The sequence below is a fragment of the Streptomyces erythrochromogenes genome, from assembly GCF_040684695.1.
GTDB lineage: Bacteria > Actinomycetota > Actinomycetes > Streptomycetales > Streptomycetaceae > Streptomyces > Streptomyces erythrochromogenes_C.
The window spans coordinates 1-24,142 of record NZ_JBFBGM010000049.1 but is presented as its reverse complement, the minus strand read 5'-3'; the positions used below and the strand labels follow the sequence as shown (position 1 = coordinate 24,142).

The 24,142-nt window shown below is 72.0% G+C and carries 25 protein-coding genes; 17 read left to right on the top strand and 8 right to left on the bottom strand.

Features of this window, described 5'->3' with window-relative positions; all coding sequences use genetic code 11:
* Positions 1–172: 172 nt before the first annotated feature.
* From AB0O53_RS37620 to AB0O53_RS37585, 8 genes are all read left to right on the top strand, one after another.
* The gene (locus tag AB0O53_RS37620; RefSeq protein ID WP_350993191.1) at positions 173–826 is read left to right on the top strand and encodes an HAD family hydrolase; all 654 of its coding nucleotides are present in this window, start codon (positions 173–175) and stop codon (positions 824–826) included.
* Positions 827–869: 43 nt separating this feature from the next.
* A complete protein-coding gene (locus AB0O53_RS37615) occupies positions 870–2,129 on the top strand; it encodes an MFS transporter (RefSeq protein ID WP_350993189.1) in 1,260 nt (419 codons plus the stop codon).
* Positions 2,101–3,249, top strand: a complete 1,149-nt coding sequence (locus AB0O53_RS37610; protein WP_350993220.1) for an acetoin utilization protein AcuC — start codon at positions 2,101–2,103, stop codon at positions 3,247–3,249. The genes AB0O53_RS37615 and AB0O53_RS37610 overlap by 29 nt, the downstream gene beginning before the upstream one ends.
* Before the next feature lie 94 nt (positions 3,250–3,343).
* Positions 3,344–4,174 (top strand): phosphatase, encoded by an 831-nt coding sequence (locus AB0O53_RS37605; protein ID WP_350993187.1) that lies wholly within the window; start codon positions 3,344–3,346, stop codon positions 4,172–4,174.
* Positions 4,175–4,288: 114 nt separating this feature from the next.
* Entirely contained in the window at positions 4,289–4,498 is a 210-nt protein-coding gene (locus AB0O53_RS37600) for a helix-turn-helix domain-containing protein (protein ID WP_008738568.1), read from the top strand.
* A 142-nt stretch (positions 4,499–4,640) separates the two neighbouring features.
* Positions 4,641–4,739, top strand: coding sequence for a 30S ribosomal protein bS22 (locus AB0O53_RS37595; RefSeq protein WP_003948845.1), 99 nt, complete (start codon positions 4,641–4,643; stop codon positions 4,737–4,739).
* Positions 4,740–4,834: 95 nt separating this feature from the next.
* Entirely contained in the window at positions 4,835–5,911 is a 1,077-nt protein-coding gene (locus AB0O53_RS37590; protein WP_350993185.1) for an NAD-dependent epimerase/dehydratase family protein, read from the top strand.
* Entirely contained in the window at positions 5,911–6,912 is a 1,002-nt protein-coding gene (locus AB0O53_RS37585; RefSeq protein WP_365201652.1) for a lysophospholipid acyltransferase family protein, read from the top strand. Before AB0O53_RS37590 ends, AB0O53_RS37585 begins: the two co-directional genes overlap by 1 nt.
* Before the next feature lie 74 nt (positions 6,913–6,986).
* Here the strand turns inward: AB0O53_RS37585 and AB0O53_RS37580 are convergent, their stop codons facing one another.
* The 3 genes from AB0O53_RS37580 to AB0O53_RS37570 form a co-directional block, all read right to left on the bottom strand.
* A complete protein-coding gene (locus AB0O53_RS37580) occupies positions 6,987–8,192 on the bottom strand; it encodes a DUF5667 domain-containing protein (RefSeq protein WP_350993181.1) in 1,206 nt (401 codons plus the stop codon).
* A gap of 236 nt (positions 8,193–8,428) precedes the next feature.
* The gene (locus AB0O53_RS37575; RefSeq protein ID WP_030665215.1) at positions 8,429–9,247 is read right to left on the bottom strand and encodes an ECF subfamily RNA polymerase sigma factor, BldN family; all 819 of its coding nucleotides are present in this window, start codon (positions 9,245–9,247) and stop codon (positions 8,429–8,431) included.
* Positions 9,248–9,629: 382 nt separating this feature from the next.
* A complete protein-coding gene (locus AB0O53_RS37570) occupies positions 9,630–10,625 on the bottom strand; it encodes an HAD family hydrolase (protein ID WP_365201649.1) in 996 nt (331 codons plus the stop codon).
* Between the two features lie 185 nt (positions 10,626–10,810).
* Between AB0O53_RS37570 and AB0O53_RS37565 the strand changes: the two genes are divergently transcribed.
* The 5 genes from AB0O53_RS37565 (at position 10,811) to AB0O53_RS37545 (ending at position 16,488) form a co-directional block, all read left to right on the top strand.
* Positions 10,811–11,089 carry a glutaredoxin family protein gene (locus AB0O53_RS37565; RefSeq protein ID WP_031155320.1) on the top strand — a complete coding sequence of 93 codons (279 nt, stop codon included), beginning with the start codon at positions 10,811–10,813 and terminating at the stop codon, positions 11,087–11,089.
* A gap of 272 nt (positions 11,090–11,361) precedes the next feature.
* Positions 11,362–12,171: a redox-sensing transcriptional repressor Rex gene (locus tag AB0O53_RS37560; protein ID WP_350993176.1), complete on the top strand. Its 810-nt coding sequence runs from the start codon at positions 11,362–11,364 to the stop codon at positions 12,169–12,171.
* On the top strand, positions 12,168–13,859 hold the full coding sequence (locus AB0O53_RS37555) for a glutamyl-tRNA reductase (protein WP_350993174.1): 1,692 nt from the start codon (positions 12,168–12,170) through the stop codon (positions 13,857–13,859). The genes AB0O53_RS37560 and AB0O53_RS37555 overlap by 4 nt, the downstream gene beginning before the upstream one ends.
* Positions 13,856–14,824, top strand: a complete 969-nt coding sequence (gene hemC / locus AB0O53_RS37550) for a hydroxymethylbilane synthase (RefSeq protein WP_365201645.1) — start codon at positions 13,856–13,858, stop codon at positions 14,822–14,824. The genes AB0O53_RS37555 and hemC overlap by 4 nt, the downstream gene beginning before the upstream one ends.
* Entirely contained in the window at positions 14,821–16,488 is a 1,668-nt protein-coding gene (locus AB0O53_RS37545) for a bifunctional uroporphyrinogen-III C-methyltransferase/uroporphyrinogen-III synthase (RefSeq protein WP_350993170.1), read from the top strand. The genes hemC and AB0O53_RS37545 overlap by 4 nt, the downstream gene beginning before the upstream one ends.
* A 107-nt stretch (positions 16,489–16,595) precedes the next feature.
* Here AB0O53_RS37545 and AB0O53_RS37540 read toward each other — a convergent pair whose 3' ends face one another.
* Together AB0O53_RS37540 and AB0O53_RS37535 are read right to left on the bottom strand one after the other, a co-directional pair.
* Positions 16,596–16,841, bottom strand: coding sequence for a DUF397 domain-containing protein (locus AB0O53_RS37540; RefSeq protein WP_365201643.1), 246 nt, complete (start codon positions 16,839–16,841; stop codon positions 16,596–16,598).
* The gene (locus tag AB0O53_RS37535; protein ID WP_365201641.1) at positions 16,838–17,662 is read right to left on the bottom strand and encodes a helix-turn-helix domain-containing protein; all 825 of its coding nucleotides are present in this window, start codon (positions 17,660–17,662) and stop codon (positions 16,838–16,840) included. Before AB0O53_RS37535 ends, AB0O53_RS37540 begins: the two co-directional genes overlap by 4 nt.
* Between AB0O53_RS37535 and AB0O53_RS37530 the strand changes: the two genes are divergently transcribed.
* Together AB0O53_RS37530 and hemB are read left to right on the top strand one after the other, a co-directional pair.
* Positions 17,661–18,218, top strand: a complete 558-nt coding sequence (locus AB0O53_RS37530) for an ATP-binding protein (protein WP_365201639.1) — start codon at positions 17,661–17,663, stop codon at positions 18,216–18,218. The genes AB0O53_RS37535 and AB0O53_RS37530 overlap by 2 nt on opposite strands.
* A gap of 43 nt (positions 18,219–18,261) precedes the next feature.
* Positions 18,262–19,263 (top strand): porphobilinogen synthase, encoded by a 1,002-nt coding sequence (gene hemB, locus AB0O53_RS37525; protein WP_350993166.1) that lies wholly within the window; start codon positions 18,262–18,264, stop codon positions 19,261–19,263.
* A gap of 16 nt (positions 19,264–19,279) precedes the next feature.
* Here the strand turns inward: hemB and AB0O53_RS37520 are convergent, their stop codons facing one another.
* Complete coding sequence (locus AB0O53_RS37520) at positions 19,280–19,642, bottom strand: hypothetical protein (protein ID WP_365201636.1); 363 nt, start codon at positions 19,640–19,642, stop codon at positions 19,280–19,282.
* Between the two features lie 1,413 nt (positions 19,643–21,055).
* Here AB0O53_RS37520 and AB0O53_RS37515 point away from each other — a divergent pair.
* Entirely contained in the window at positions 21,056–21,328 is a 273-nt protein-coding gene (locus AB0O53_RS37515) for a DUF1876 domain-containing protein (protein ID WP_350993162.1), read from the top strand.
* 46 nt (positions 21,329–21,374) lie between these two features.
* On the opposite strand, the gene AB0O53_RS37510 is transcribed toward AB0O53_RS37515, so the two are convergent.
* The gene (locus tag AB0O53_RS37510; protein ID WP_350993160.1) at positions 21,375–22,133 is read right to left on the bottom strand and encodes an ABC transporter permease; all 759 of its coding nucleotides are present in this window, start codon (positions 22,131–22,133) and stop codon (positions 21,375–21,377) included.
* Positions 22,130–23,065, bottom strand: a complete 936-nt coding sequence (locus AB0O53_RS37505) for an ABC transporter ATP-binding protein (protein WP_365201632.1) — start codon at positions 23,063–23,065, stop codon at positions 22,130–22,132. The genes AB0O53_RS37510 and AB0O53_RS37505 overlap by 4 nt, the downstream gene beginning before the upstream one ends.
* Before the next feature lie 104 nt (positions 23,066–23,169).
* Between AB0O53_RS37505 and AB0O53_RS37500 the strand changes: the two genes are divergently transcribed.
* Complete coding sequence (locus AB0O53_RS37500; RefSeq protein WP_365201629.1) at positions 23,170–23,961, top strand: TetR/AcrR family transcriptional regulator; 792 nt, start codon at positions 23,170–23,172, stop codon at positions 23,959–23,961.
* Positions 23,962–24,142 lie beyond the last annotated feature (181 nt).

Sequence of the window (24,142 nt, the reverse complement as noted above, 5' to 3'; positions counted from 1 at the left end):
TGCAGGGGGGACCCTGTGGGAGAGTAGGACGCCGCCGAACAATCATTGTGGGAAAGCCCCGCACCGTCATGGTGCGGGGCTTTTCTGCGTTCACGGGCCGGTCGGGTGACCCGATGCCGGGCCGGGCACGGCGGAACCACGGCCGCATCGCTTTGCTCCGTAATGTGGGGCTATGGGCTACGACCTCGTCATCTTCGACAACGACGGCGTGCTGGTGGACAGCGAGCCGATCGCCAACAACGTCCTCGCCGGGTACCTGACCGAGCTGGGGCACCCGACCACGTACGAGGAATCGGTCCGCGACTACATGGGGGCCGCCGTACACCGCGTGCACGACCTCGTCCTCGAACGCACCGGTCAGCAGCTGCCGGCGGACTTCGACGAGACGCTGCACGAGCGGACCTGCGCCGCGTTCGAGCAGGAGCTCAAGCCCGTCCCCGGAGTGGAGGAGGTCCTCGGGGCGCTGACCGCCCACGGGATCGGGTACTGCCTGGCCTCCTCCGGCAGCCACGAGCGGATCCGGGTCGGACACCGCGTGGCCGGCCTCGACGGCTGGTTCGAAGAGGAGTGGATCTTCAGCGCGGACGACGTCGGCCGGGGCAAGCCCGACCCCGACCTCTACCTGCACGCCGCCCGCCAGATGGGCGTCGAGCCCGCGCGGTGCGTCGTCGTCGAGGACAGCCCCCGCGGCGTCCGGGCCGCCGCGGCCGCCGGGATGGACGTGTACGGCTACACGGCGCTGCTGCCGGCGGAACAGCTCCCCGGAGCCACCGGGTACTTCGGCGACATGATGCAGCTCCCGCTGATCCTGCAACTGCCCGTGTGATCTCTCTACCCACGGGTAGCCCCGGGGCCTACGCTGACCCGCCATGACGGATGATGTGCGGCTGCGCCGCGGCCGCGGCGCACTGGGGTTCAGCTTCTTCGTGCAGGGCGTCACCTTCGCCCTGCTCGTCACCCGGATCCCGGCCATCCAGGACCGGTACGGGATATCCGACGGGCTGCTGCCCGTCTTCCTCGCCGCCGTCCCCGTCCTCGCGGGCGTGGCGAGCGTCGGCACCGAGCACCTGGTCAAACGGGTCGCTCCCGGTGTCGTCCTGCGGTGGTCCCAGCCGCTGGTCCTGCTGTCGCTCCTCGGGGTGGGCGCCGGCGAGCAGCTGTGGCACGTGGCGGTGGCCCTCGGGGCGTTCGGGCTTTCGGTGGGTGCGCTCGACGCCTCGATGAACATGCTCGGGGTCAGCCTGCAGCGGGCGTACGGGCGCAGCATCATGCTCGGCTTCCACGCCGCGTACAGCCTGGGCGGGATCCTGGGGGCGTCCGCGGCCTGGTACGGGGCGCACGCGCACCTGGGGCTGTTCGTCAGCTATCTGCCGGCCGTGGCCGTGCTGGTGCCGCTCGTGCTGCTGGGCAGCCGCTATTACGTCGACCGCGACGACCGCACCGGGCCGGCGGGCGCGGCGGACCTGACGGACAAGGCCGGCGGGCCGGAGAAGGGGCTGGGCACCGGCGGGTTCCGGATGCTGCTGCCGCTCTGCCTGGTGATGGCGTGCGCGTACATCGGGGACTCGACGGTCGCGAACTGGAGTGCCAAGTACCTCCAGGACGTGCTCGGGAGCTCGGAGCAGACGGCGACCGTCCCGTACAACGTCTACATGGTGACGACCCTCGTGGGGCGGGCCGTGGGCGACCTGGGCGTGCGGCGGTTCGGGGCCGTGGCGGTGGTGCGCGCCGGGACGCTGGTCGCGGCCTGCGGGTTCGCGGTCGTGGCGGCCGCGCCGGGGGTCGGGGTGGGGATGCTCGGCTTCACGCTGCTGGGGATCGGGCTGTGCGTGATCGTGCCGCAGACCTTCGCGGCGGCCGGGCGGCTGTTCCCCGGCGCCTCCGACACGGCGGTCGCGCGGCTGAACATCTTCAACTACGTCGGGTTCCTGATCGGCTCGCCGCTCGTCGGGGCGATCGGCGACGCCTGGAACTACCGGGGCGCGATGCTGGTGCCGATGGTCCTCGTCCTGATCACGCTGTTCCATGCCCGCTCGTTCGGGCCGCGGGAGGCCCGATACGGTGTCGGGCATGAGCGGCGAGCCGGTGACCGGGCTGTTGATGTGGGACGAGGCGGTAACGGGGTATGACTTCGGACCCAGCCATCCGATGGACCCGGTGCGCCTGGCGCTGACCATGGGCCTGGTGCGCGCCTTCGGGCTGGACCGGGAGATGGACGTACGGGCGGCACCCGCGGCCGGGGACTCGACGCTGAGGCTCGTCCACCGGGAGGACTACGTCGCCGCGGTGCGCGAGGTCTCGGACGACCCCGGAGCCGCCGACGGCTCGTACGGGCTGGGCACGATGGACGATCCGGCGTTCGCCGGGATGCACGAGGCGTCCGCGCTGATCGCCGGGCAGTCCGTGGCGGGTGCCGAGGCGATCTGGCACGGCGAGGCCGAGCACGCCGTGAACTTCGCCGGCGGGCTGCACCACGCCATGCCGGGCGGGGCGGCCGGCTTCTGCGTCTACAACGACGCGTCGCTGGCCATCGCCCGGCTGCTGGAGCTGGGGGCGGAGCGCGTCGCGTACGTGGACGTGGACGTCCACCACGGGGACGGCGTGCAGGCGGCCTTCTGGGACGACCCGCGGGTGCTGACGATCTCGCTGCACGAGCACCCGCGGACGCTGTTCCCGCAGACCGGCTGGCCGTCGGAGACCGGCGGTCCGGCGGCCGAGGGATCGGCGGTGAACGTGGCGCTGGAGGCCGGCACCGGGGACGAGGGGTGGCTGCGGGCCTTCCACGCGACCGTTCCGGAGCTCCTGGCGGACTTCCGGCCGCAGGTGCTGGTGACCCAGCACGGGGCCGACACGCACTTCGAGGACCCGCTCGCGCACCTGGCGGTGTCCCTGGACGCCCAGCGGGCCGTGCAGGAGGCCTGTCACGGGCTGGCGCACGAGTACGCGGACGGGCGGTGGCTGGCGCTGGGAGGCGGCGGGTACGCGGTGGTGGACGTCGTGCCGCGGTCGTGGACGCACCTGGTGGCGATCGCCGCGCACCGGCCGCTGGACCCGCAGACGGCGGTTCCGGCGGCGTGGCGCGAGGAGGTGTACGCGCGGACGCGGCAGTTGGCGCCGGGGCGGATGACCGACGGGCGGAGCCCCGCGTGGCGGGAATGGGACGCCGGCTATGACCCGGCGGACCGGACGGATCAGGCCGTTCTCGCGACCCGGCGGGCGGTGTTCCCGCTGCGCGGCATGCTGACCTGACCGGCTGCGCGGATCATGCCGCATCGTTACGCCAACTGTGGGGCTGTTCGCCGGAATTGATGACCCGACAGATGGGTTGGGGGAGCATCGGAGGGTGTTGAGCACCGGCGCGCTGCGTGCGCATCTGCTGGCCGCCCGGTTGGCCGGGCCCGTCGCCACATCCCGGGAGGAGAGCCTGCGCAGCTACCGGCTGTTCGCGGCGGGGGACCCGCGGGTGCTGCTGGGGCTGGATCCCGAGTGGGGCTGGGGCGAGGGTGATCTGCTGAGGCTGATGGCGGACAAGTGCGGGGTGTCGGCGGACCCTTCGCACGTCAGCGGGCCGGACGTGATCGATCCGGAGCGGACGGTGGCGGCGCTGGAGGCCTTCGCGGGACGGCTCGGCGAGGCGGCGGGGACGCGGTCGCGCGTGCTGTTCGGCACGGGTCACCCGCATCGGCTCCTGGGTTTCTACGCCGGTTTGGCCGAGGCGATGTCGGCGGCGGGATGTGTTGTCCTCACCCCTGCGCAGGGGGTGAGTGTCGACATGACGACCCGGTTCGGCGTACGCACGCACCGCATCGCGTACGTACGGGGGGTCGCACTGGTGCGGGAACCCGGCGTGCGGGCGCCCGGGAGTGCGACCGGCGTGCACAGCCATTCGCCCCTGCCGGTTCGGGTGGCCCTGGGGGCCCTCGCGGAGGCCGGCGGGCCGCTTCCGGACCTGGTGGTGGGGGACCACGGGTGGGTCTGCGGCGCAGGTCAGCTCGGCGTGGAGGCGATCGGTCTGGCGGACACGGACGATCCCGCGCTGTTCGTCGGGGAGGCCGAGGGGCGCGTCTCGGTGACCGTTCCGCTTGATGACGCGGTGCGATCGGACTACTACCATCCGCTTGCCCGGTACGTGTTGGGCCGGGCGAGTCTGACGGGGCGACAGGAGTGGCCGTAGCTCCTCTTCCCCACTCGTATCACGCGCCCCTACTCTGGGGAGTGAGCGTGCGACGACGAGGAGTAACCGGAGGGGAAGCCGGTGCCCGTCATGCGCGGAAGGTCAAGGTGTGTCATGGCTGCTGGCGAGAGGCCTCTCAGTGAGGTTCAGTTCCTGACCGTGGCGGAGGTCGCCTCGGTGATGCGAGTGTCGAAGATGACCGTGTACCGGCTGGTGCACAACGGTCATCTGCCCGCAATCCGGGTGGGCCGGTCCTTCCGGGTCCCCGAGAACGCGGTCCACGAGTACCTCCGAGAGTCCTATGTGGGGGTGGAGTCGGCCTGAGACTGACGGACCCTGACGCCTTCGTGACCCCGGGGAAGCACTCGGATTACGGGCTCGGAGCTTGGGCGGGTAGGCTAGGCCGACGTAGGTCGTGTGGGCCCAGACGCCCCGCACCAGTGAAGAGAAGTGAGCGAGGGTAGTCGTGGGCTCTGTTATCAAGAAGCGGCGCAAGCGGATGGCCAAGAAGAAGCACCGCAAGCTGCTCAAGCGCACCCGCGTCCAGCGCCGTAACAAGAAGTAAACGGCAGCTGTACGTGTTCTCCGCAGCCCCTCCACCATCCTTGGTGGAGGGGCTGCGGTGCAGCCGGGTACTTCTTCGAGGGAGGCGCTGAGCTCGTGGGGAAGGTCGTACTCGTCACCGGGGCTGCCCGGCAGCTGGGCGGCCGCTTCGTGCGCCGCATCCAGCGCGACCCGGAGGTCGAGCGGGTGATCGCGGTGGACGCCGTGACGCCGCCGCACCGGCTGGGGTCGGCGCAGTTCGTCCGCACGGACATCCGGCAGTCGTCGATCGCCAGGGTCCTGGCCGAGCACGCCGTGGACACGGTGGTGCACCTGGCCGTCACGGGCGGCCGGCCGGTCGCGGGCGGCGCGCACAGCGCCGTCAAGGAGACCAACGTCATCGGGACGATGCAGCTGCTGGGCGCCTGCCAGAAGTCGCCGACGGTACGGCGGCTCGTGGTGAAGTCCAGCACCAGCGTCTACGGGGGCACCCCGCGGGATCCGGCCGTCTTCACCGAGACCACGCCGCCCAAGTCGCTGCCGTCGGGCGGCTTCGCCAAGGACGCCGCCGAGGTCGAGGGGTACGTACGGGGCTTCGCGCGCCGGCGGCCCGACGTCGCCGTGTGCGTGCTGCGGTTCGCGAACATCCTGGGGCCCTTCGCCGATTCGGCGCTCGCCGAGTACTTCTCGATGCCCGTGATGCCGACCGTGCTGGGCTACGACCCGCGGCTGCAGTTCGTCCACGAGGACGACGTGCTGGAGGTGCTGCGGCTGGCCGCCCAGGAGCCCAGGCGCGGGACGCTGAACAGCGGCACCTTCAACATCGCGGGTGACGGCGTGCTGCTGCTGTCGCAGTGCTCGCGGCGGCTGGGGCGGCCCACGCTGCCGCTGCTGCTGCCCGCGCTCACCTGGGTCGGGTCCGCGCTGCGGGCGGTCGGGGCCACCGACTTCTCGCCCGAGCAGATGAGGCTGCTCACCCACGGCAGGGTCGTGGAGACCGCGCAGATGCGCGAGGTGCTCGGCTTTGAGCCGCTCTACACGACCACCGAGACCTTCGCGGACTTCGCGCGGAGCCGGGGCAACGGGCTGCTGCCGCCCGAGCGGGTCGGGCGGGCCGTGGACCGGGTGGCGGCCATGCTGGATGCGGACGGCCTGCGGGACGACGTCGACACGGTTGAAGGAGCGAAGCGATAGTGGCGGACGCCAAGGTCATTCCGTTCGACGAGGACCGGCCGCGCCGGCGGACGCCCCGCCGGGTGCGGGCGGTGCCGGCGCCCGGGCCGGCGGAGCGGGAGCAGCTCGCGCCCGCGCCGGAGGCCGGACAGGAGCCCGAGGCGGCCCCGGCGGAGCGCGGGGGCGGCTGGGACCGGCGGATCGCCGGCGGGCTGGCGTTCCTGCGCCGGCGGGTCACCGGGGAGTACGAGGTCGACGACTTCGGCTACGACAAGGAGCTGACGGACCAGGTCCTGATGTCCCTGATGCGGCCGCTGTACGACAAGTACTTCCGGGTCGAGGCCAAGGGCATCGAGAACATCCCGGCGGAGGGCGGCGCGCTGATCGTGGCGAACCACTCCGGGACGCTGCCGCTGGACGGGCTGATGCTCCAGGTCGCCGTGCACGACCACCACCCGGCGGAGCGCCACCTGCGGCTGCTGGCGGCGGACCTGGTGTTCATGCTGCCGGTGGTGAACGAGCTGGCCCGCAAGGCGGGGCACACCCTGGCGTGCGCCGAGGACGCGCAGCGACTCCTGGAGGCCGGTGAGCTGGTCGGTGTCATGCCGGAGGGCTTCAAGGGGATAGGGAAGCCGTTCGGGGACCGGTACAAGCTCCAGCGCTTCGGGCGGGGCGGGTTCGTGTCGACGGCGCTGCGCGCGGGCACGCCGATCGTGCCCTGCTCGATCGTGGGGGCGGAGGAGATCTACCCCATGGTCGGGAACGCCAAGACGCTGGCGCGGCTGCTGGGGATCCCGTACTTCCCGATCACGCCCACGTTCCCGTGGCTGGGGCCGCTGGGGGCGGTGCCGTTGCCGACGAAGTGGACGATCCAGTTCGGTGAACCGATCCCGACGGACGGGTACGCCGCGGAGGCGGCGGAGGACCCGATGCTGATGTTCAACCTGACGGACCAGGTGCGGGAGCAGATCCAGCACACGCTCTACAAGCTGCTGGTGCAGCGGCGGTCCGTCTTCTTCTGACTTCTTCCGACGGAGTGGGCCGGGGCATCGCCCCGGCCCACCGCCGTTCGGCCCGCTGTCGCGGCCCTGCTGCGCTACTCCGCGTCCTCCGCGCCGAGGCCCAGGCCCGGCAGGAGACCCGGGAGCAGGGGCGGGATGGTGATGTCCGGCTTCGGATTCTCCTGGGTGCCCGCGGAGGGCTGCGCCGACTGTCCCGCCGGCGGGTTGAGCAGGTCGCCCGTACCGCCGAGGAGGCCCCCGTCGGCCGGTGGCCGGGTGCTGCCCGAGGGGGACGGCGCGGGGCTGCTGCCGGACGGGGTGCCCGCGGCAGGCGTGGACTGCTTGGCGCCGCCGGGTGCGTCCGGCTTGGCGGGCGAACCCGACGAGCCGGTGCCGCGGGACTGCTCGGGAGCCTTCGGGAGCAGGCTCTGCAGCGGCGCCACGTCTTCGTCTATGGCCTGGAAGACCGAGTCCACTTCGCCGCCCACGTCGGTGAGCTGCACGGGGAGCTTCTCGCGCAGCTTGCCCCACGCGTCGCGGTGGGAGCGCGTGAACGACGACAGCGTCTGGATCGGGCCGAGGGAACCGTCCCGGTCGAACGCCGCCTGGAGGAGGCGGTGGCCCTCTTCCGCGTCGTGCTTGACGCCCGAGAGCGCCCGCCGGATCGCGCCCAGGGACTCGTGGTCCAAGGTGCCCGCCCGGCCCCGCTCCATCAGCCTGCGGGCTTCCGACAGACGGTTGGACGCACGGTCGAGGTAGAGCTCGCCGCGTTCCGCGTCGTCGTCGGCCATCCCCAGCTTCAGGTCCTCCATGCCCCGCTTCACGGGGTAGAGGTGGTCACCGGGCAGGGCGTCGGAACTGGCAGCGGCCACTCCGCTGAAGGCCCCTGCGGCCACACCCACGGTGAGGCCGCCCGCTGCGATGCCCTTGGACCAGCGGGAGCGGGGCCGCAATTTCCGGAGCGGGGTCGCCCGGTGGGCGCCGCGGCCGGTCCGCTGTTCGGGCACCTGAGGGTCCGAGGCGGCACCGCCCCCGGCCCTCTCCTCCAGCACCATGGCTTCCATGGCGGCAATGAGCTGTGCTCGCTGCACCACCTTGACCTCGGGGTCCAGCACTGGGCGCGGCATTCGTTCGCCGAGCACGCTCGCCAGGGCCAACAACCGGTCGTGGTCAGCAGGTTCGGCAGGTGCCTCGGACTGCTCGGCCGCCGGGTCCGGTTCCGAAAGGTCGGATGGGTTCCGATCCTCCAGGGCCTGGGCGAAGGCGTTCGCCCGCCGGTGCGGGGTCACGTTCGCGATCACTGGCGGCACCTCCTCTCGTCATGACGATCGACTCCCCAAGGTGTCCGGAAGGTTGCCTTCCTTGAGCACATCCACACTTTCGAGTGAGCGGCTTCGGGCAGGGCGTGTCCACAGGGAGCCTGCATTCCGCACAACGAGCGTCGCGGCAGTTGGGTTACGGACGAAGGATGATCGGACCACAGCGTCATCGAGGGGTCACCGGATGTGAGGTCGAGTTGTGTTGTCTGGACGGTCCGTCAGCGGGCGTCTTCGGGGAGCAGGCGGGCCAGGGTGCGGACCGCCCGGTACTGGAGCGTCTTGATGGCGCCCTCGTTCTTCCCCATCACCCGGGCCGTCTCGGCGACCGAGAGGCCCTGCAGGAAGCGCAGGGTCACGCATTCCTGCTGCTGCGGATTCAGCTTCCGTACGGCTTCCAGGAGGGCCGCGTTGGAAAGGGACTCCAGGACGGAGTCCTCGGGGCTGCGCTCCACCTCGTTGGCGTCGAGCATCTCCCCGGTGGTGACCTCCAGCCGGAAGCGGCTGGACTTGAAGTGGTCCGCCACCAGGTTGCGGGCGATCGTCACGAGCCAGGCGCCGAAGTCGCGGCCCTGCCAGGTGAAGGTGGAGATGCGGCGCAGGGCGCGCAGGAAGGTCTCACTGGTGAGATCCTCCGCCGTCGCCTTGCCGCCGACGCGGTAGTAGATGTAGCGGTAGACCGTGTCGCTGTACTGGTCGTACAGGCGGCCGAAGGCCTCGGCCTCTCCGGCCTGGGCGCGCTCGACCAGGTCCATCATGCGGGCCTGGTCGCTGTCCGCCAGGGGGCGGCGGGGGGCGGCCTGGGTGCCCGTGCCGGCTGCGCCGTTCGAGCCCCCGGCGGCCGAGCGGCCTCGTCTGCCCACCGTCGCCCCGCCGTCGGTCAGGGCGTAGCAGGGACCGGCCGGGCCGAGGCCGGCAGGAACCGCGGCGGCGAAGGCGGGGGCGGTGTACGCGGTGGGGACGAAGCCGCGCAGGTGGTCGAGGACCGTTGCGCGCAGCTGAGCCAGGCCCGAGGCGTCAACCCCGACAGGTGGGTACACGGGACTCCCAGAGGCAGAGCTTCCATCACGTGCAGTGCGGAACCGTTCACCCGTCGTGGCGACAGATGACCGGTGGCATGCGTCTGAGGAGAATAACGCTTCGTACAGGCGGCGCTACACCCAGTTGCCCAAATCACCGGTTCCGACACTTCTGTTGCGTGTCGAGGGCATATTCAGTCGCGGTTGGTGATCGATTCTTGATCACTTGGGTGCGCGGAATGGACGCTTCCAAGGGGCGCCGTGACTGAGTCGGGCAGCGCGGAGTGCCGCGCCCGGAGCGCGGGTAGAGGTGAGCGAATGCCCGTGGCGGCGCCCGCGGGGCGGGCCGGCGGCCGCGCCGGCGGTCGGGGGCGCGGTGTGGCCTGGGCCTGGGCCGGATCCGTTACTTGCGGCGCCGGTGGAGGGCGATGGCGGCGGCCGCGCCGCCCGCGATCGCGCCGACTCCGGCGGCGGCCGGGACGCCGACCTTCACGGCCTTGCGGCCGGTCCGATAGTCGCGCAGCCGCCAGTCGTTGGTCCGGGCATGCTTGCGCAGTTTTGTGTCGGGATTGATCGCGTACGGATGTCCGACCAGTGACAGCATCGGGATGTCGTTGTGCGAATCGCTGTACGCGGCGCAGCGTTCGAGGTCGAGGCCCTCGGCGGCGGCGAGGGCGCGGACCGCCTCGGCCTTGGCGGGGCCGTGCAGGGGCTCGCCGACCAGGCGGCCGGTGTAGACCCCGTCGACCGATTCGGCGACGGTGCCCAGGGCGCCGGTCAGGCCCAGCCGGCGGGCGATGATCGTGGCGGTCTCCACGGGTGCCGCGGTGACCAGCCAGACCTTCTGCCCGGCGTCGAGGTGGGCCTGGGCCAGGGCGCGGGTGCCCGGCCAGATCCGCTCGGCCATGTACTCGTCGTAGATCTCCTCACCGATCGCCATCAGCTCGGAGACCTTGTGGCCCTTGACGATGGACAGGGCGCTGTCGCGGGCGTCCTGCATGTGCTCGGGGTCCTCGACCCCGGCGAGCCGGAACCAGGCCTGCTGCCAGGCGAAGCGGGCGAGTTCGCGGCGCCGGAAGAACTCGCGCTTGTAGAGGCCGCGGCCGAAGTGGAAGATCGCGGCGCCCTGCATGACGGTGTTGTCGAGGTCGAAGAAGGCGGCGGCGAGGTCGTCGCCCGCGACGGGGAAGGCGGGCTCGGCGGGACCTTCCGCCGGCTCCCCGGCTTCGAGGAGGTCGAGGTCGGCGTCGAGGTCGGCCTCGTCCGGCTCGGCTTCGGTGAGCTGGTCGGCACCGGCCTGTGCGGTCTTGCGGGCGGCTTCGGCCGAGGCTTCGCCTGCCAGCACGCTGCGTGCGGTGGCGGAGCGCCTGCGAGGGGAGAGCCATCCGGGAGCGGCCATGACGCGAGCATAGCCACTGTGTTCGGGAGTTCCCGAACCGGTGGGAAACGGAGGCGTTAACTCTTCGCGACGCCGCCGGAGGCCGCGAACGCGGTGTGGGCCGGGCGCGGGCGGGCCCCGGGCGGGCGGCGGGCGGTGCGGAAGTGGGGCGGGAGGGGCCCCCGCGGGCGCGGGAGAATGGGGACATGAGCCCTTTGTTGCGCCGTAAAGAGAAGAAGAGCCCCGGCGAGCGGATGGTGACGCTCATCGGGAAGCCGGGGTGCCACCTGTGCGACGAGGCCGAGGAGGTCGTCGCGAAGGTCTGCGCCGAGACCGGTGCGCAATGGGAGAAGAAGGACATCTCGCAGGACGAGGAGCTCTACCGGCTCCACTGGGAGCAGATCCCGGTGGTCCTGGTTGACGGCGAGCAGCACACCTTCTGGAGGGTGAACCCGGACCGGCTCCGGCGGGCATTGGGTGGGTGACCCCCTCCCCGGTTACCATCATGGGCGATTTGTGGGGTCTGGGGGCGTATCTGTGAGGAGTGTGCACGGTTTTGCCCCCTTTGGTATTTGAACGGGTTCGGCGTGTCACCGGTTCCGGGTTTGTCTGTCGAACTTGCGTGACCCCGGTCACTTTGGACGGACAAAGCGGACACAATCTTTGTGCACGCGTTCACAAAGGCATAGCCTGCTGTCGACGGGGCGGTCCTGGGACAAGTGGCCGCCTGCAGCCCCGCTCATCCCGCAGGAGCATCGTGGCAACTGGCCGAACTCACCGACCGGCGACCCGCAGCCGAGGTATTCCCGAGGCCACTGTCGCCCGGCTTCCGCTGTACTTGCGTGCCCTGACCGCGCTCTCCGAGCGATCGGTCCCCACGGTGTCCTCCGAGGAGCTCGCGGCCGCCGCCGGAGTCAACTCCGCCAAGCTGCGCAAGGACTTCTCGTACCTGGGTTCCTACGGCACCCGCGGCGTCGGCTACGACGTCGAGTACCTCGTCTACCAGATCTCCCGCGAGCTCGGCCTGACCCAGGACTGGCCGGTCGTCATCGTCGGCATCGGTAACCTCGGCGCCGCCCTCGCCAACTACGGCGGCTTCTCCGCGCGCGGATTCCGCGTCGCGGCCCTCATCGACGCCGACCCGGCGATGGCCGGCAAGCCGGTCGCCGGCATGGCCGTGCAGCACACCGACGACCTCGAGAAGATCATCGAGGAGAACGGCGTCTCCATCGGCGTCATCGCGACGCCCGCCGGCGCCGCCCAGCAGGTCAGCGAGCGGCTGATCGCGGCCGGGGTCACCTCCATCCTGAACTTCGCGCCGACCGTGCTGTCCGTGCCGGACGGCGTCGACGTGCGCAAGGTCGACCTCTCCATCGAGCTCCAGATCCTCGCCTTCCACGAGCAGCGCAAGGCCGGCGAGGAGGCCGCCGCGGCCGCCGCCGAGCCCGGCTCCGCCGCGGGCGGCGCCGCACCCGCCGCAGCCGTCGTGCCGCCGGCCGGCCGCACCGCCGCCGAGGCGCGCAAGGGCGGCCCCGAGGGTGACGTCCCGGCGGTGATGCCGGCATGAGCCTGCTCGTCGTCGGGCTGAGCCACCGCAGCGCCCCCGTGAGCGTGCTGGAGCGCGCCTCGCTGTCGGCCGACGCCAAGACCAAGCTGCTGCACGACACCCTCGCCGCCGAGCCGGCGACGGAGGCGACGGTGCTCGCCACGTGCAACCGCATCGAGCTGTACGCGGACGTGGACAAGTTCCACGCCGGCGTCGCCGAGCTGTCCACCCTGCTCGCCCAGCACAGCGGCGTCGCGCTGGAGGAGCTCACCCCCTACCTGTACGTCCACTACGAGGACCGGGCGGTGCACCACCTGTTCTCGGTGGCGTGCGGGCTGGACTCGATGGTCGTGGGCGAGGGGCAGATCCTCGGCCAGATCAAGGACGCCCTCGCGCTCGGCCAGGAACTGCACTCCGCGGGCCGGCTGATCAACGACCTGTTCCAGCAGGCGCTGCGGGTCGGCAAGCGGGCGCACTCCGAGACCGGCATCGACCGCGCCGGCCAGTCCCTGGTCACCTTCGGGCTGGAGCAGCTCGCGGTGGGCACCCCGGTGGCCGAGTGGGCCCGGGGCAAGCGGGCCCTGGTGATCGGCGCCGGATCGATGTCCTCCCTGGCCGCCGCCACCCTCGCGCGGGTCGGCGTCGCCGAGATCGCCGTGGCGAACCGGACCGCCGAGCGGGCGGAGCGACTGGCGGAGATTCTGGTTGCCTCGGGCACCGGGGTCACCGCCCTCGCCATCCCGATGGCCGAGGTCGCCGATGAACTGACACGAGTCGACGTGGTGGTGTCCTGCACCGGAGCCACCGGGCTCGTGCTCACCGCCGACGACGTGCTGGCCGCCGTGTCCTGGGGCGCCGCCGGGCTCGCACCGGCGGAGCGGCAGGAACGGGGCGCCGCCCCCGACCCCGCGCCCCACACCCCGGCGGACCTGGACGCCGACGTGCTCGCCCGGCTGGTCGCCGCCGCCGAGGCCGGCGGGCGGCTCGCCGACGCCGGAGCCGCGCGGACCATCAGCGCCCCCGCGGACGCCGAGGCCGACGGGTGCCCCGTGGGGCTCGACGGACGCTCCGCGCTGACCGGGGTCGACGCCAACTCCCTCGAACTGCACGGGACCTGGGCCGACCAGGGCGAGGCCGCCGCACAGCGCCAGCCCCGCAGGAGCGCCCGTACGCAGGCCCACGCCACCGACGTCCGGCTCGCGCTGCTCGACCTGGCCATGCCCAGGGACATCGACGGGGCCGTGCACCGGATCCCGGGCGTCCGGCTCGTGGACATCGAGTCCCTCGCCGAGGCGTCCGCCGACGCCCCGATGGCGGCCGACGTCGACGCCGTGCGCGGGATCGTCGCCCAGGAGGTCGCCGCCTTCGGCGCGGCACAGCGGGCCGCCCACATCACGCCCACCGTCGTCGCCCTGCGCGCCATGGCGGCCGAGGTCGTGGCCATGGAAGTGGCCCGCCTCGACGGACGGCTCCCCGACCTCGACGAGCGACAGCGCGCCGAAGTCACCCAGACCGTGCGCCGCGTCGTGGACAAGCTCCTCCACGCGCCGACCGTGCGCGTCAAGCAGCTCGCGAGCGAGCCCGGCGGCGCCGGGTACGCCGACGCACTGCGCGAACTCTTCGACCTCGACCCTCAGACGGTTGCTTCCGTCAGCCGGGCGGACGCGGCCGATCCGAAGAACGACGACGACCCAGGACGGGCATCATGAACACACGTCCCGACCAGCCGCTGCGGCTCGGTACGCGGCGGAGCAAGCTGGCCATGTCCCAGTCGGGGCACGTCGCCGAGGCGGTCCGGGAGGTCACCGGCAGGCCCGTCGAGCTCGTGGAGATCACGACGTACGGCGACGTCTCGCGCGAGCACCTCGCCCAGATCGGCGGGACCGGCGTGTTCGTCACCGCCCTGCGCGACGCGCTGCTGCGCGGCGAGGTCGACTTCGCCGTGCACTCGCTGAAGGACCTGCCGACCGGGCAGCCCGACGACCTCGTCATCGCGGCCATGCCGCAGCGCGAGGACGCCCGCGACGCGCTCGTCGCCCGCGACGGCCTGACCTTCGAGCAGCTGCCCGACGGCGCCCGCATCGGAACCGGCTCGCCCCGCCGCACCGCCCAGCTCAACCACCTGGCCCGGTCGCTCGGCAAGCGGATCGAGACCGTGCCCATCCGCGGCAACGTCGACACCCGCATCGGATTCGTCCGCGACGGCGAACTCGACGCCGTCGTCCTGGCGGCCGCCGGCCTGAACCGGATCGGCCGCGGTGACGAGGCCACCGACCTGCTGTCCGTCGACAGCATCCTCCCCGCTCCCGGCCAGGGAGCCCTGGCCGTGGAGTGTCCTGCGTCCTCCACGGACCTCATCGCCGCGCTCGGCCGGCTCGACGACCCGCACACCCGGGCCGCCGTGACCGCGGAGCGTTCTCTGCTCGCCGCCCTGGAGGCCGGCTGCAGCGCACCCGTGGGCGCGTTCGCCGACCTGCTGGCCGACGGACGGATTGTCAATGAAATGCGCCTGCGCGGCGTCGTCGGAACCCTCGACGGCTCGACGCTGGTGCAGCTGTCCACCACCGGTCCCGTGCCCCAGTCGTACGACGAGGCCATGGCGCTCGGCCGCGAACTCGCGGACGAGATGCTGGCCAAGGGCGCGGCCGGTCTGATGGGGGAGCGATCGCTTTGAACCCCTCAATTCCGACCACCTCCGCTCTTCCGGCCGTCGCCGCCCACGGACGCGTCACCTTCCTCGGTGCCGGCCCGGGCGACCCGGGTCTGCTCACGCTGCGCGCCGTCGAGGCGCTCGCCGCCGCGGACGTACTGATCGCGGAGCCCGAGGTGCTCGAAGTCGTACGGACGCATGCGCGCGCGGGTGTCGACACGCCGCAGCTGACGGTAGCTGACGAAGTGTCAGCAGCCGCCGGGGTCCCGGTGATCCGGGATGCGGCCAATCTTGTCATGGAGGCCGCACGCTCCGGCAGGCGGGTCGTGCGAGCCGTCACCGGAGACCCCGGACTCGACGGCAACGCCGCCGACGAGATGCTCGCGTGCGCCAACGAGGGGATCCCCTTCGAGGTGGTGCCCGGCGTCGCGACCGCCGTCGGCGTGCCCGCGTACGCCGGTGTCCCGCTGCGCGACAAGCAGGGCGCGGACGTGCGGTTCGTCGACGCGAAGACCGCCTCGGCGCGCTGCTGGAGCGAGGCCGGGACGAGCGACGGGATCCTCGTCGTCTCCGCGACGCTGGAGACGGCCTCGGCCGCCGCCGCCGAGCTCGTGAGCGCCGGGCGCAAGCCCGACACCCCGCTGACCGTGACGGTCTCCGGCACCACGACGCGCCAGCGGACCTGGTCGGCGACCCTGGGCACGATCGCCCAGGTCTTCAAGCAGGGCAAGGTGCTGCCCTCGCCCGAGGGCGCCCGCCCCGTCATATGCGTGGTCGGCGAGCACGGCGCCGCCGCGCGCCGCGAAGACCTGTCCTGGTTCGAGTCGAAGCCGCTGTTCGGCTGGCGGGTCCTCGTACCGCGGACGAAGGAACAGGCCGCCTCGCTCTCCGACCAGCTGCGTTCCTACGGCGCGGTGCCCCACGAGGTGCCGACGATCGCCGTGGAGCCGCCGCGCACCCCGCAGCAGATGGAGCGCGCGGTCAAGGGCCTGGTGACGGGCCGCTACGAGTGGATCGCCTTCACCTCGGTCAACGCCGTCAAGGCCGTCCGCGAGAAGTTCGAGGAGTACGGGCTCGACGCGCGCGCCTTCGCGGGCATCAAGGTCGCCGCCGTGGGCGAGCAGACGGCGGCCGCGCTGGTGGAGTTCGGCGTGAAGCCGGACCTGGTGCCGAGCGGCGAGCAGTCCGCGGCCGGACTCCTGGAGGACTGGCCGCCCTACGACCCGGTCTTCGACCCGATCGACCGCGTCTTCCTGCCGCGGGCCGACATCGCCACGGAGACGCTGGTCGCCGGGCTGATCGAGCTCGGGTGGGAGGTCGACGACGTCACCGCCTACCGGACCGTGCGCGCGTCGCCGCCGCCGGCGGACACCCGCGAGGCGATCAAGGGCGGCGGTTTCGACGCCGTTCTCTTCACGTCGTCCTCGACCGTCCGCAACCTGGTCGGCATCGCGGGCAAGCCGCACAACGTGACGGTCATCGCCTGTATCGGGCCGGCGACGGCCAAGACCGCCGAGGAGCACGGCCTGCGGGTCGACGTCCTGTCCCCGGAGCCGTCGGTGTCGAAGCTGGCGGAGGCCCTCGCCGAGTACGGCGCGGCTCGCCGCGAGGCGGCCAAGGAGGCCGGCGAGACCGTCTTCCGCCCGAGCGAACGCCGGCCGGGCGCGCGGCGGCGTCGTACGACGTGAGTGGCTTAGACGGCCGGACGCGGTCCGGAGCAGTGGTCGAGGGGCCCGGGTGCACACGCACCCGGGCCCCTCGCGCGTGCGCGAGCCCGACCTGTGGCGCCGGAAGCTCAGGAACGCACCCAGCGGGTGAGGCCGTCCCAGGCGGCGGGGGCGAGGGCGAGGACGGGCCCGTCGGCGACCTTGGAGTCCCGGACGTGGACGGTGTCGGCGCAGGAGCAGGTGGCGACCTCGACGCACTGGCCGCCCTCGTCACCGCTGTAGGAGGACTTCCGCCAGGCGTAGGCCACTTCCAGGCACTGGCCGCCCTCGTCGCTGCTGTAGCTGGACTTGAACCACTTCAGTGGGGTGCTCATGTCTCTCCTAGCAACCGGTCCAACAGGCCCTTTGTCTCGGCAAAGTTGAGGGCCTGTGACCGCAGCATCGCATACTTCTGGGAGAGGATGCTGACCTCGTTCGGGTCCCTGACGAGGAAGCTGCCGCGCTGGGTTTCGGAGTAGGCGAGGTGCTGGAACTCGGGGGTTTCCAGCAGGGTGAAGGGGCCCGCGAGGCCCGCGTGTGCGGTGATGCCCAGGGGGAGCACCTGGAGGGAGACGGTCGGCCGGTCCGCGCAGGCGCGCAGGTGGCGCAGCTGCTCGCGGTAGACCTCCGTACCGCCGATCCGGTCCCGCAGGGCCGCCTCCCAGACGATGAAGCTGAGGGTCGGGGGGACCGGGCGGGTGAGGATCTTCTGGCGCTGGATGCGGTGGGCGGTCTGCCGCTCTATCTTCTCCTCGCCGACGAAGGGGACGCGGCAGCCGAGCACCGCACGGGCGTAGGCCTCGGTCTGGAGCAGGCCCGGCACGGTGAGGGTGTCGTACCAGGACAGGGCGAGGGCCTCGGCCTCGCGCGCCATGTACTCCTCCGCCCAGGCCGGAACCATGTCCACCTCCGGGAGGCGGTTGGCCGCGACGGCCAGCAGATCGGGCAGACCGAGAATGCGGTCCATCTTCTCGGCCACGTTGGGCATCAGGACGCGCCTGCCCTGCTCGATCGAGGCGACGGTCTCGACGTCGACGTGCAGCGCCTCGGCGAGGGCGCGCTGGGTCATTCCCTTGGCGGTGCGGGCCTGGGCGACCAGTGCGCCGACCATCTTCATCGCCGTCTCGTTGGGCCGGGGCCTCTTGCGTGGTGGCATGCCTGTGAACTCCCCGCGTGCGCATGCGAGATACCCGTACCGACCCGTACTCATCAAGGAGTACGGGTCGCTCGTCTCGCCCACGCTAGTCACACAAAGCGACGATCACCGCGTGAACGTGGAAATCCATCCGGCCCTGCTGCGTGAGCGGTTCTATCCCCGCAGCCGCCAGACCGTCCGCCCTGCCAGGGAATTCGCCGCGGAAACACTTCACGCGTGGGGTGTCACATGCCGCCACGAGGACGTGTTGCTCTGCGTGAGCGAGCTGGCGACCAACGCCCTGCTGCACGGCGTCCCGCCCGGCCGCGGCTACCGGCTGCGGATGCTGAGGTTCGAGGAAGTCGTACGGGTCGAGGTGCACGACAGCGGCGGCGGCCGGCCGCGCGTCGTACGCCGGGACCCCGGCGCCGAGGGCGGGCGCGGGTTGCTGCTGGTGGCGGCGGTCGCGGACCGGTGGGGGACCCTGGCGCGGGTGCCGGGAAAGGCGGTGTGGTGCGAGTTCGCCGTCGGGTCGGGCGCGGCGGTCGGCGCGGGCGGGCCGCCGGACGGGCTCTAGGCTTGGGGCGACTGCTGTCGATGCTCGAAGAGGCGACTGGAACATGAGCACGTACGGATCCTTCCCCGGCGCACGGCCCCGGCGGCTGCGCACCACCCCGGCGATGCGGCGGATGGTCGCGGAGAACCGGCTGCACCCCTCGGACCTGATCCTCCCGGCGTTCGTGCGCGAGGGCATCAGCGAGCCCCTCGCCATCTCCGCCATGCCGGGCGTGGTCCAGCACACGCGGGACACGCTGCGCAAGGCAGCCGTCGAGGCGGTCGAGGCGGGGGTCGCGGGGATCATGCTCTTCGGCGTCCCGGCGGACGAGAACAAGGACGCGCTCGGCACGGCCGGCACCGAGCCGGACGGCATCCTGCAGGTCGCCATCCGCGACGTGAAGGCCGAGGTCGGCGACGACCTGGTGATCATGTCGGACCTGTGCCTGGACGAGTACACCGACCACGGCCACTGCGGCGTCCTGGACGCGAACGGGCGCGTCGACAACGACGCGACGCTGGAGCGCTACGCCGAGATGGCGCAGGTCCAGGCGGACGCCGGCGTCCACGTCGTGGGCCCCAGCGGCATGATGGACGGCCAGGTCGGCGTCATCCGCGACGCCCTCGACGAGACCGGGCACGAGGACGTCTCGATCCTCGCCTACACGGCGAAGTACACCTCCGCCTTCTACGGCCCCTTCCGCGAGGCCGTCGCCTCCTCCCTCCAGGGCGACCGCAAGACGTACCAGCAGGACCCGGCGAACGCCCGCGAGTCCCTGCGGGAGCTCGCCCTCGACCTGGAGGAGGGCGCGGACATGGTGATGGTCAAGCCGGCCGGCCCCTACCTCGACATCCTGTACCGGGTCGCGCAGGCGGTGGACGTACCGGTGGCGGCGTACCAGATCAGCGGCGAGTTCGCGATGATCGAGGCGGCCGCGGAGAAGGGCTGGATCGAGCGCGACCGGGCCATCCTGGAGACCCTGCTCGGCATCAAGCGCGCGGGCGCGGACACGATCCTCACCTACTGGGCGACCGAGGTCGCGGGCTGGCTGCGCGAGACCCGCTGACGGTCCTGCCCCGTCCCTACGGCCAGTCGACGAGGCCGTGGAAGACGACGAAGTCGAGGACGACGGCGGCCGGGGCGATCACGGCCAGCCACACCCTGGCGGCGGCGTTGCCCCGCCGCCAGGGCAGCGCCCACGCGGAGAGCAGCACGACCAGGACCACCACCAGCCCGAACCCGAAGACGGGGAAGGCGACTTCGTAGGAGTCGTCGAACCGGTCGCTCACCGCGTCACCGCAGGAGTCGCACGCCATTGGGGCGAGCCCGACGAAGAAGAACGCGAGAGCCGCCACCGGCAGCGTCATCAGGGTCGAGACGAGCGGCGCGACGAACGCCCGCGGGTGCCGGTCGGTGCCGGTGGTCGGGGCCGAGGTCGGGGTCATGGGTCCAGTGAACTTCGTGAGGAGCCACCGGACATGAGTGCGCGTACTCACGCGGGCACCGCGGAGAACCACGGGCCCCGTAGGTAGGCACGCGGGCCGCGCACGGCCGGGGCGGGGCGGGGCGGGGTCGGGGCACGGCGGAAGTCGGCGGGTCGGGGTGGGATGTGCGACGGCGGTGGTGTGGGGGAGCGGTATGCACTCGGGCGGTATCTGAGTTGTTCTGGGGGTTTTTCCGTCTGTCCGATGGTTTTCCGGGTCGTGCCGGTCCCTCAAGGGCGCTCCTGCGTCGCGTCGCGTTGCGATGGCCTGCGGCCACCCTTGACCGCCCGTCCCGCCCCGGAACTGCAAGGACCGGCGGAAAACCCCAAAAGAACGAGCCGGACCTCTCTTTCCAGGGACGGCCACATCAGTGAGGGGCGGGGCGGTCGGGGAGCGCCTCAAATCGCTACGCGCTCCTGTCCGGAGGCGTCCGCCAGCCTCTTGGGCTGGACATAGGCCGCCATCGATCGCTACGCGCTTCGCCCTGACCGCGTCCGGCGGTCGTTCGGGGCCGGGAGGGGCGGATTCGAGGGGCGGGAGGGCGATCCATCGGCCCAGCCGATGCCAACCCCCGACAAGGGGAGGGTGACATCCCAACTGCCCACCCAAGGGTGGGCAATTAGTGCAAACCGACGGCTCTCCGAGGCTCGCACTCGCGCAGACACGGATGGGGTTCGCCTCAGCCGTCATCCGGCGCTTTTCCTCCCCCGATCCGCCCGCAGGCGCCGTCCATGAGCAGGTCATCGGGCCTCTGCGGCTTGTGACCGGCCCCGGACGGGCTGCGGGCGCGTGATCGAGAAGCGCGTAGCGATCGATGGCGGCCTATGCCCAGCCCAAGAGGCTGGCGGACGCCGTCTCGCAGGAGCGCGTAGCGATCGAGGGCGGCTTATGTCCAGCCCACGGGGCCTGCGGACGCCGTCGGGCAGGAGCGCGTAGCGATGTGGGGCGTGCCTGGCTTTGCTGGCGCTGGATACCGCCCTGATGGTCTCTCGTCGCCCGGCTCGTTCTTTTGGGGTTTTCCGCCGGTCCTTGCAGTTCCGGGGCGGGACGGGCGGTCAAGGGTGGCCGAAGGCCATCGCAACGCGACGCGACGCAGGAGCGCCCTTGAGGGACCGGCACGACCCGGAAAACCATCGGACAGACGGAAAAACCCCCAGAACGCCACTGGCTTCCGCCCCAGTGCATACCGCTCCCCACACCACCCCGCGCTTTCCGCCCCGCTTCGCCGGGACTCCCTTGCCCCGCACCGCCGCCGCGCATCCCGACCCCGCCCCGCCGGCTTCCGCCGTGCTCCGACCCCGCCCCGCCCCGGTCGCGTACGTCGGGGCGTAGGGGCACTCTGGAGGGAAGGGTGACCCCTGGAGGTGATGCACCATGGCCACGCTCGTCGGGTGGCATGTGGAGCTGGAATTCACCGAGGAGGGCCACCGCACCAGTGCGGCGGCCCTGGTAAGACTCGGGGACGGCTCCGAGATCAAGGCGCGGGGCTATGCCTTGCGTCACCCCTCCGACCCGGAGCAGATGAGGGTCGGGGAAGAGATCGCGGGCGCTCGCGCGCTCATGGATCTCGCGCAGCAGATGTTGCAGAAGGCCCACTCGGAGATCGACGAGGCGACGGGCCGTCATTCCTACCCGCTCAACCGCTGAGCGGCGGGCGGACCACCGGCCCGCTGAGGGGCTCCTGCGGAGCCGCTCAGCGGGTCCTGCTGCGGAAGAGGACCGCGGCCAGGGCCACGGCCAGGGCCGTGATGCCCGCGCACCAGGCCAGGGCGGTCCAGGGGGCGCTGCCCGCGGGTTGCGCGAGGAGCAGCGCGCGCAGGGATTCGATCACCGGGGTGAGCGGCTGGTGCTCGGCGAAGCCGTGCAGCCAGCCGGGCATGGTGTCGATGGGGACGAAGGCGCTGGACGGGTAGGGCAGGAACATCATCAGGAAGGTGAAGCCGCCCGCCGCCTCCGGCGTCCTGGCGAGCAGTCCGAGGGCGGCGGCCAGCCACGAGATCGCCGTGATGTACGTCAGCAGGAGGCCGGCCGCGGCGAGGAAGGCGGCCGGGCCTGCCTGGGGCCGGAAGCCGATCGCGAGGGCGACGGTGAGGACCAGGGTGGTGGAGAGCAGGTTGCGCAGGACGGAGGCCGTGACGTGCCCGGCCAGGATGGGGATGCCGCCGATGTCGAGGCTGCGGAAGCGGTCGATGATGCCGCCCCGCATGTCGTCGGCGACGCTGACGGCGGTGCCGGCCGCGCCGAAGCCCGCGCAGAGGAGCATGGCGCCGGGGACCACGTACGTCACGTACTCCGTCCCGGTGTCGATGGCCCCGCCGAAGAAGTAGACGAAGATCAGCATCAGCATCACCGGCAGCATGAGGGCGGTGATCAGCGCGTCGGGCTGCCGGCTGCTGATGCGCAGGCTGCGGCCGGCCAGGGCGAGGGCGCTCACGGGTGCGGCGGCGGTCATCGGTCGGCTCCCGTCAGGGTGAGGAACACGTCGTCGAGGGTGGCGGTGCGGACGGCGAAGCGGTCCACGGCGGTGCGGTCCGGGTCGAGTTCGTCGAGCAGGGCGCGGACGTGGGCGGCGCTGCCGTCGGTGGCGACGCCGAGGGTGAGCTCGTCCGGGGCGAGGTGGACGGCGCGCGGGGCCAGGGCCTCGTAGGCGGCCTGTGTGGTGAGGGTGAGGTCCAGCCGGTGGCCCGCGACGCGGGCCTTGAGCTCGCCGGGGGTTCCCTCGGCGGCGATCCGTCCGTCGGCGAGGACGGCGACGCGGTCGGCGAGCCGGTCGGCCTCCTCCAGGTACTGGGTGGTGAGCAGCACGGTCGTGCCGTCGGCGCGCAGTTCCCGTACGAGTTCCCACAGGTCCTGGCGGCTGCGCGGGTCGAGGCCGGTGGTCGGTTCGTCGAGGAAGATCACCTCGGGGCGGGAGACGAGGCTCGCGGCGAGGTCGAGGCGGCGTCGCATGCCGCCGGAGTACGTCTTGGCCGTGCGCGCGGCGGCGTCGGCGAGGCCGAAGCGGATGAGGAGTTCGTCGGCGCGGGTGCGGGCGGCGCGCGGGGTGAGCCCGCTGAGCCGACCCATCATGCGGAGCATCTCGGCACCGGTCTGGAGGTCGTCGACGGCTGCGAACTGGCCGGTGAGGCTGATGCGTTCGCGGACGAGGGCCCGCTGGGTGGCGGTGTCGTGCCCGGCGACGCGGGCGGTGCCCGTGTCGGGGGCGGTGAGGGTGGCGAGGATCCGGACGGTGGTGGTCTTCCCGGCGCCGTTGGGGCCGAGGAGGGCGAGGACGCTGCCCCGCGGGACGGCGAGGTCGATGCCGTCGAGGACGCGGACGTCGCCGTAGGACTTGGTCAGGCCGGTGGCGTGGATCCCGAGGGCGCCGGAGGCGTGCGTGGTCATGAGGGGAGGTGCTCCCTTCGCGGGCTCTTCTGCGTATGCCTTACGCTCTTCTGTGTAAGTAATACACAGAACTAGGATGGGGGTCAATCGAGGAGTGGGCGGTCATGGCGGACGAGGACGACGAGGGCGGCGGGACCGGGCTCCCGGCCAGCCTGGAAATGGCCTGGGGCCTGCGCGAACGCCCCGGCAAGGGGCCGCGCCCCACGCTCACGCTGCCGCGCATCGTGGAGACGGCCGTGACACTGGCCGCCGGTGAGGGGATGGACGCCGTCTCCATGGGCCGGGTGGCCAAGGAGCTGGGCGTCTCGACGATGTCCCTCTACCGGTACGTCACGGCGAAGGAGGAGCTCTACATCCTGATGTCGGACGCGGGCGTCGGCACCCCGCCGGCACTGCCGCCGGAGGCGGCGGGGTGGGGCTGGCGCGAGCTGCTGACCCAGTGGGCGTACGCGCAGCGGGCCGTACTGATGGCCAACTCCTGGATCCTGCGCATCCCGATCACCGGGGCGCCGGTCAGCCCGAACCAGCTGGCCTGGATGGAGCGCGGACTGGCGGCGATGGCCGGGGCGGCCCTGACGGAGGGCGAGAAGATCTCGACGATCATCGTGATCGGCGGCCTGGTCCGCAACGAGGCGACGATGGCGGCCGACATGATGGACGCCATCGTGAAGTCCGGTGTGTCACCGGACCAGGCCATGGGCCAGTACCTGCGCACGCTGCGGCTGATGACGGGCCCGGACAGCCACCCGGCCGTGACGCGACTGCTGGAGTCCGACGCCTTCACGGGCTCGGACGAGCCGGACTTCCAGTTCGGCTTCGGCCTGAACCGCATCCTGGACGGCCTCGCGGCGCTGATGGCGGGGCGGGCGGAGCCGACGGGGGAGGCGGGGGACTGACGGGGGCTTCGGCGGGGCTTCGGCGGGGCGGGGGTGCCGAGGCGCGGCGGCGGTGTGGGGAGCGGGATGTACCCGGGCGGGAGTCAGAGTTGTTCTGGGGGTTTTCCGTCTGTCCGATGGTTTTCCGGGTCGTGCCGGTCCCTCAAGGGCGCTCCTGCGTCGCGTCGCGTTGCGATGGCCT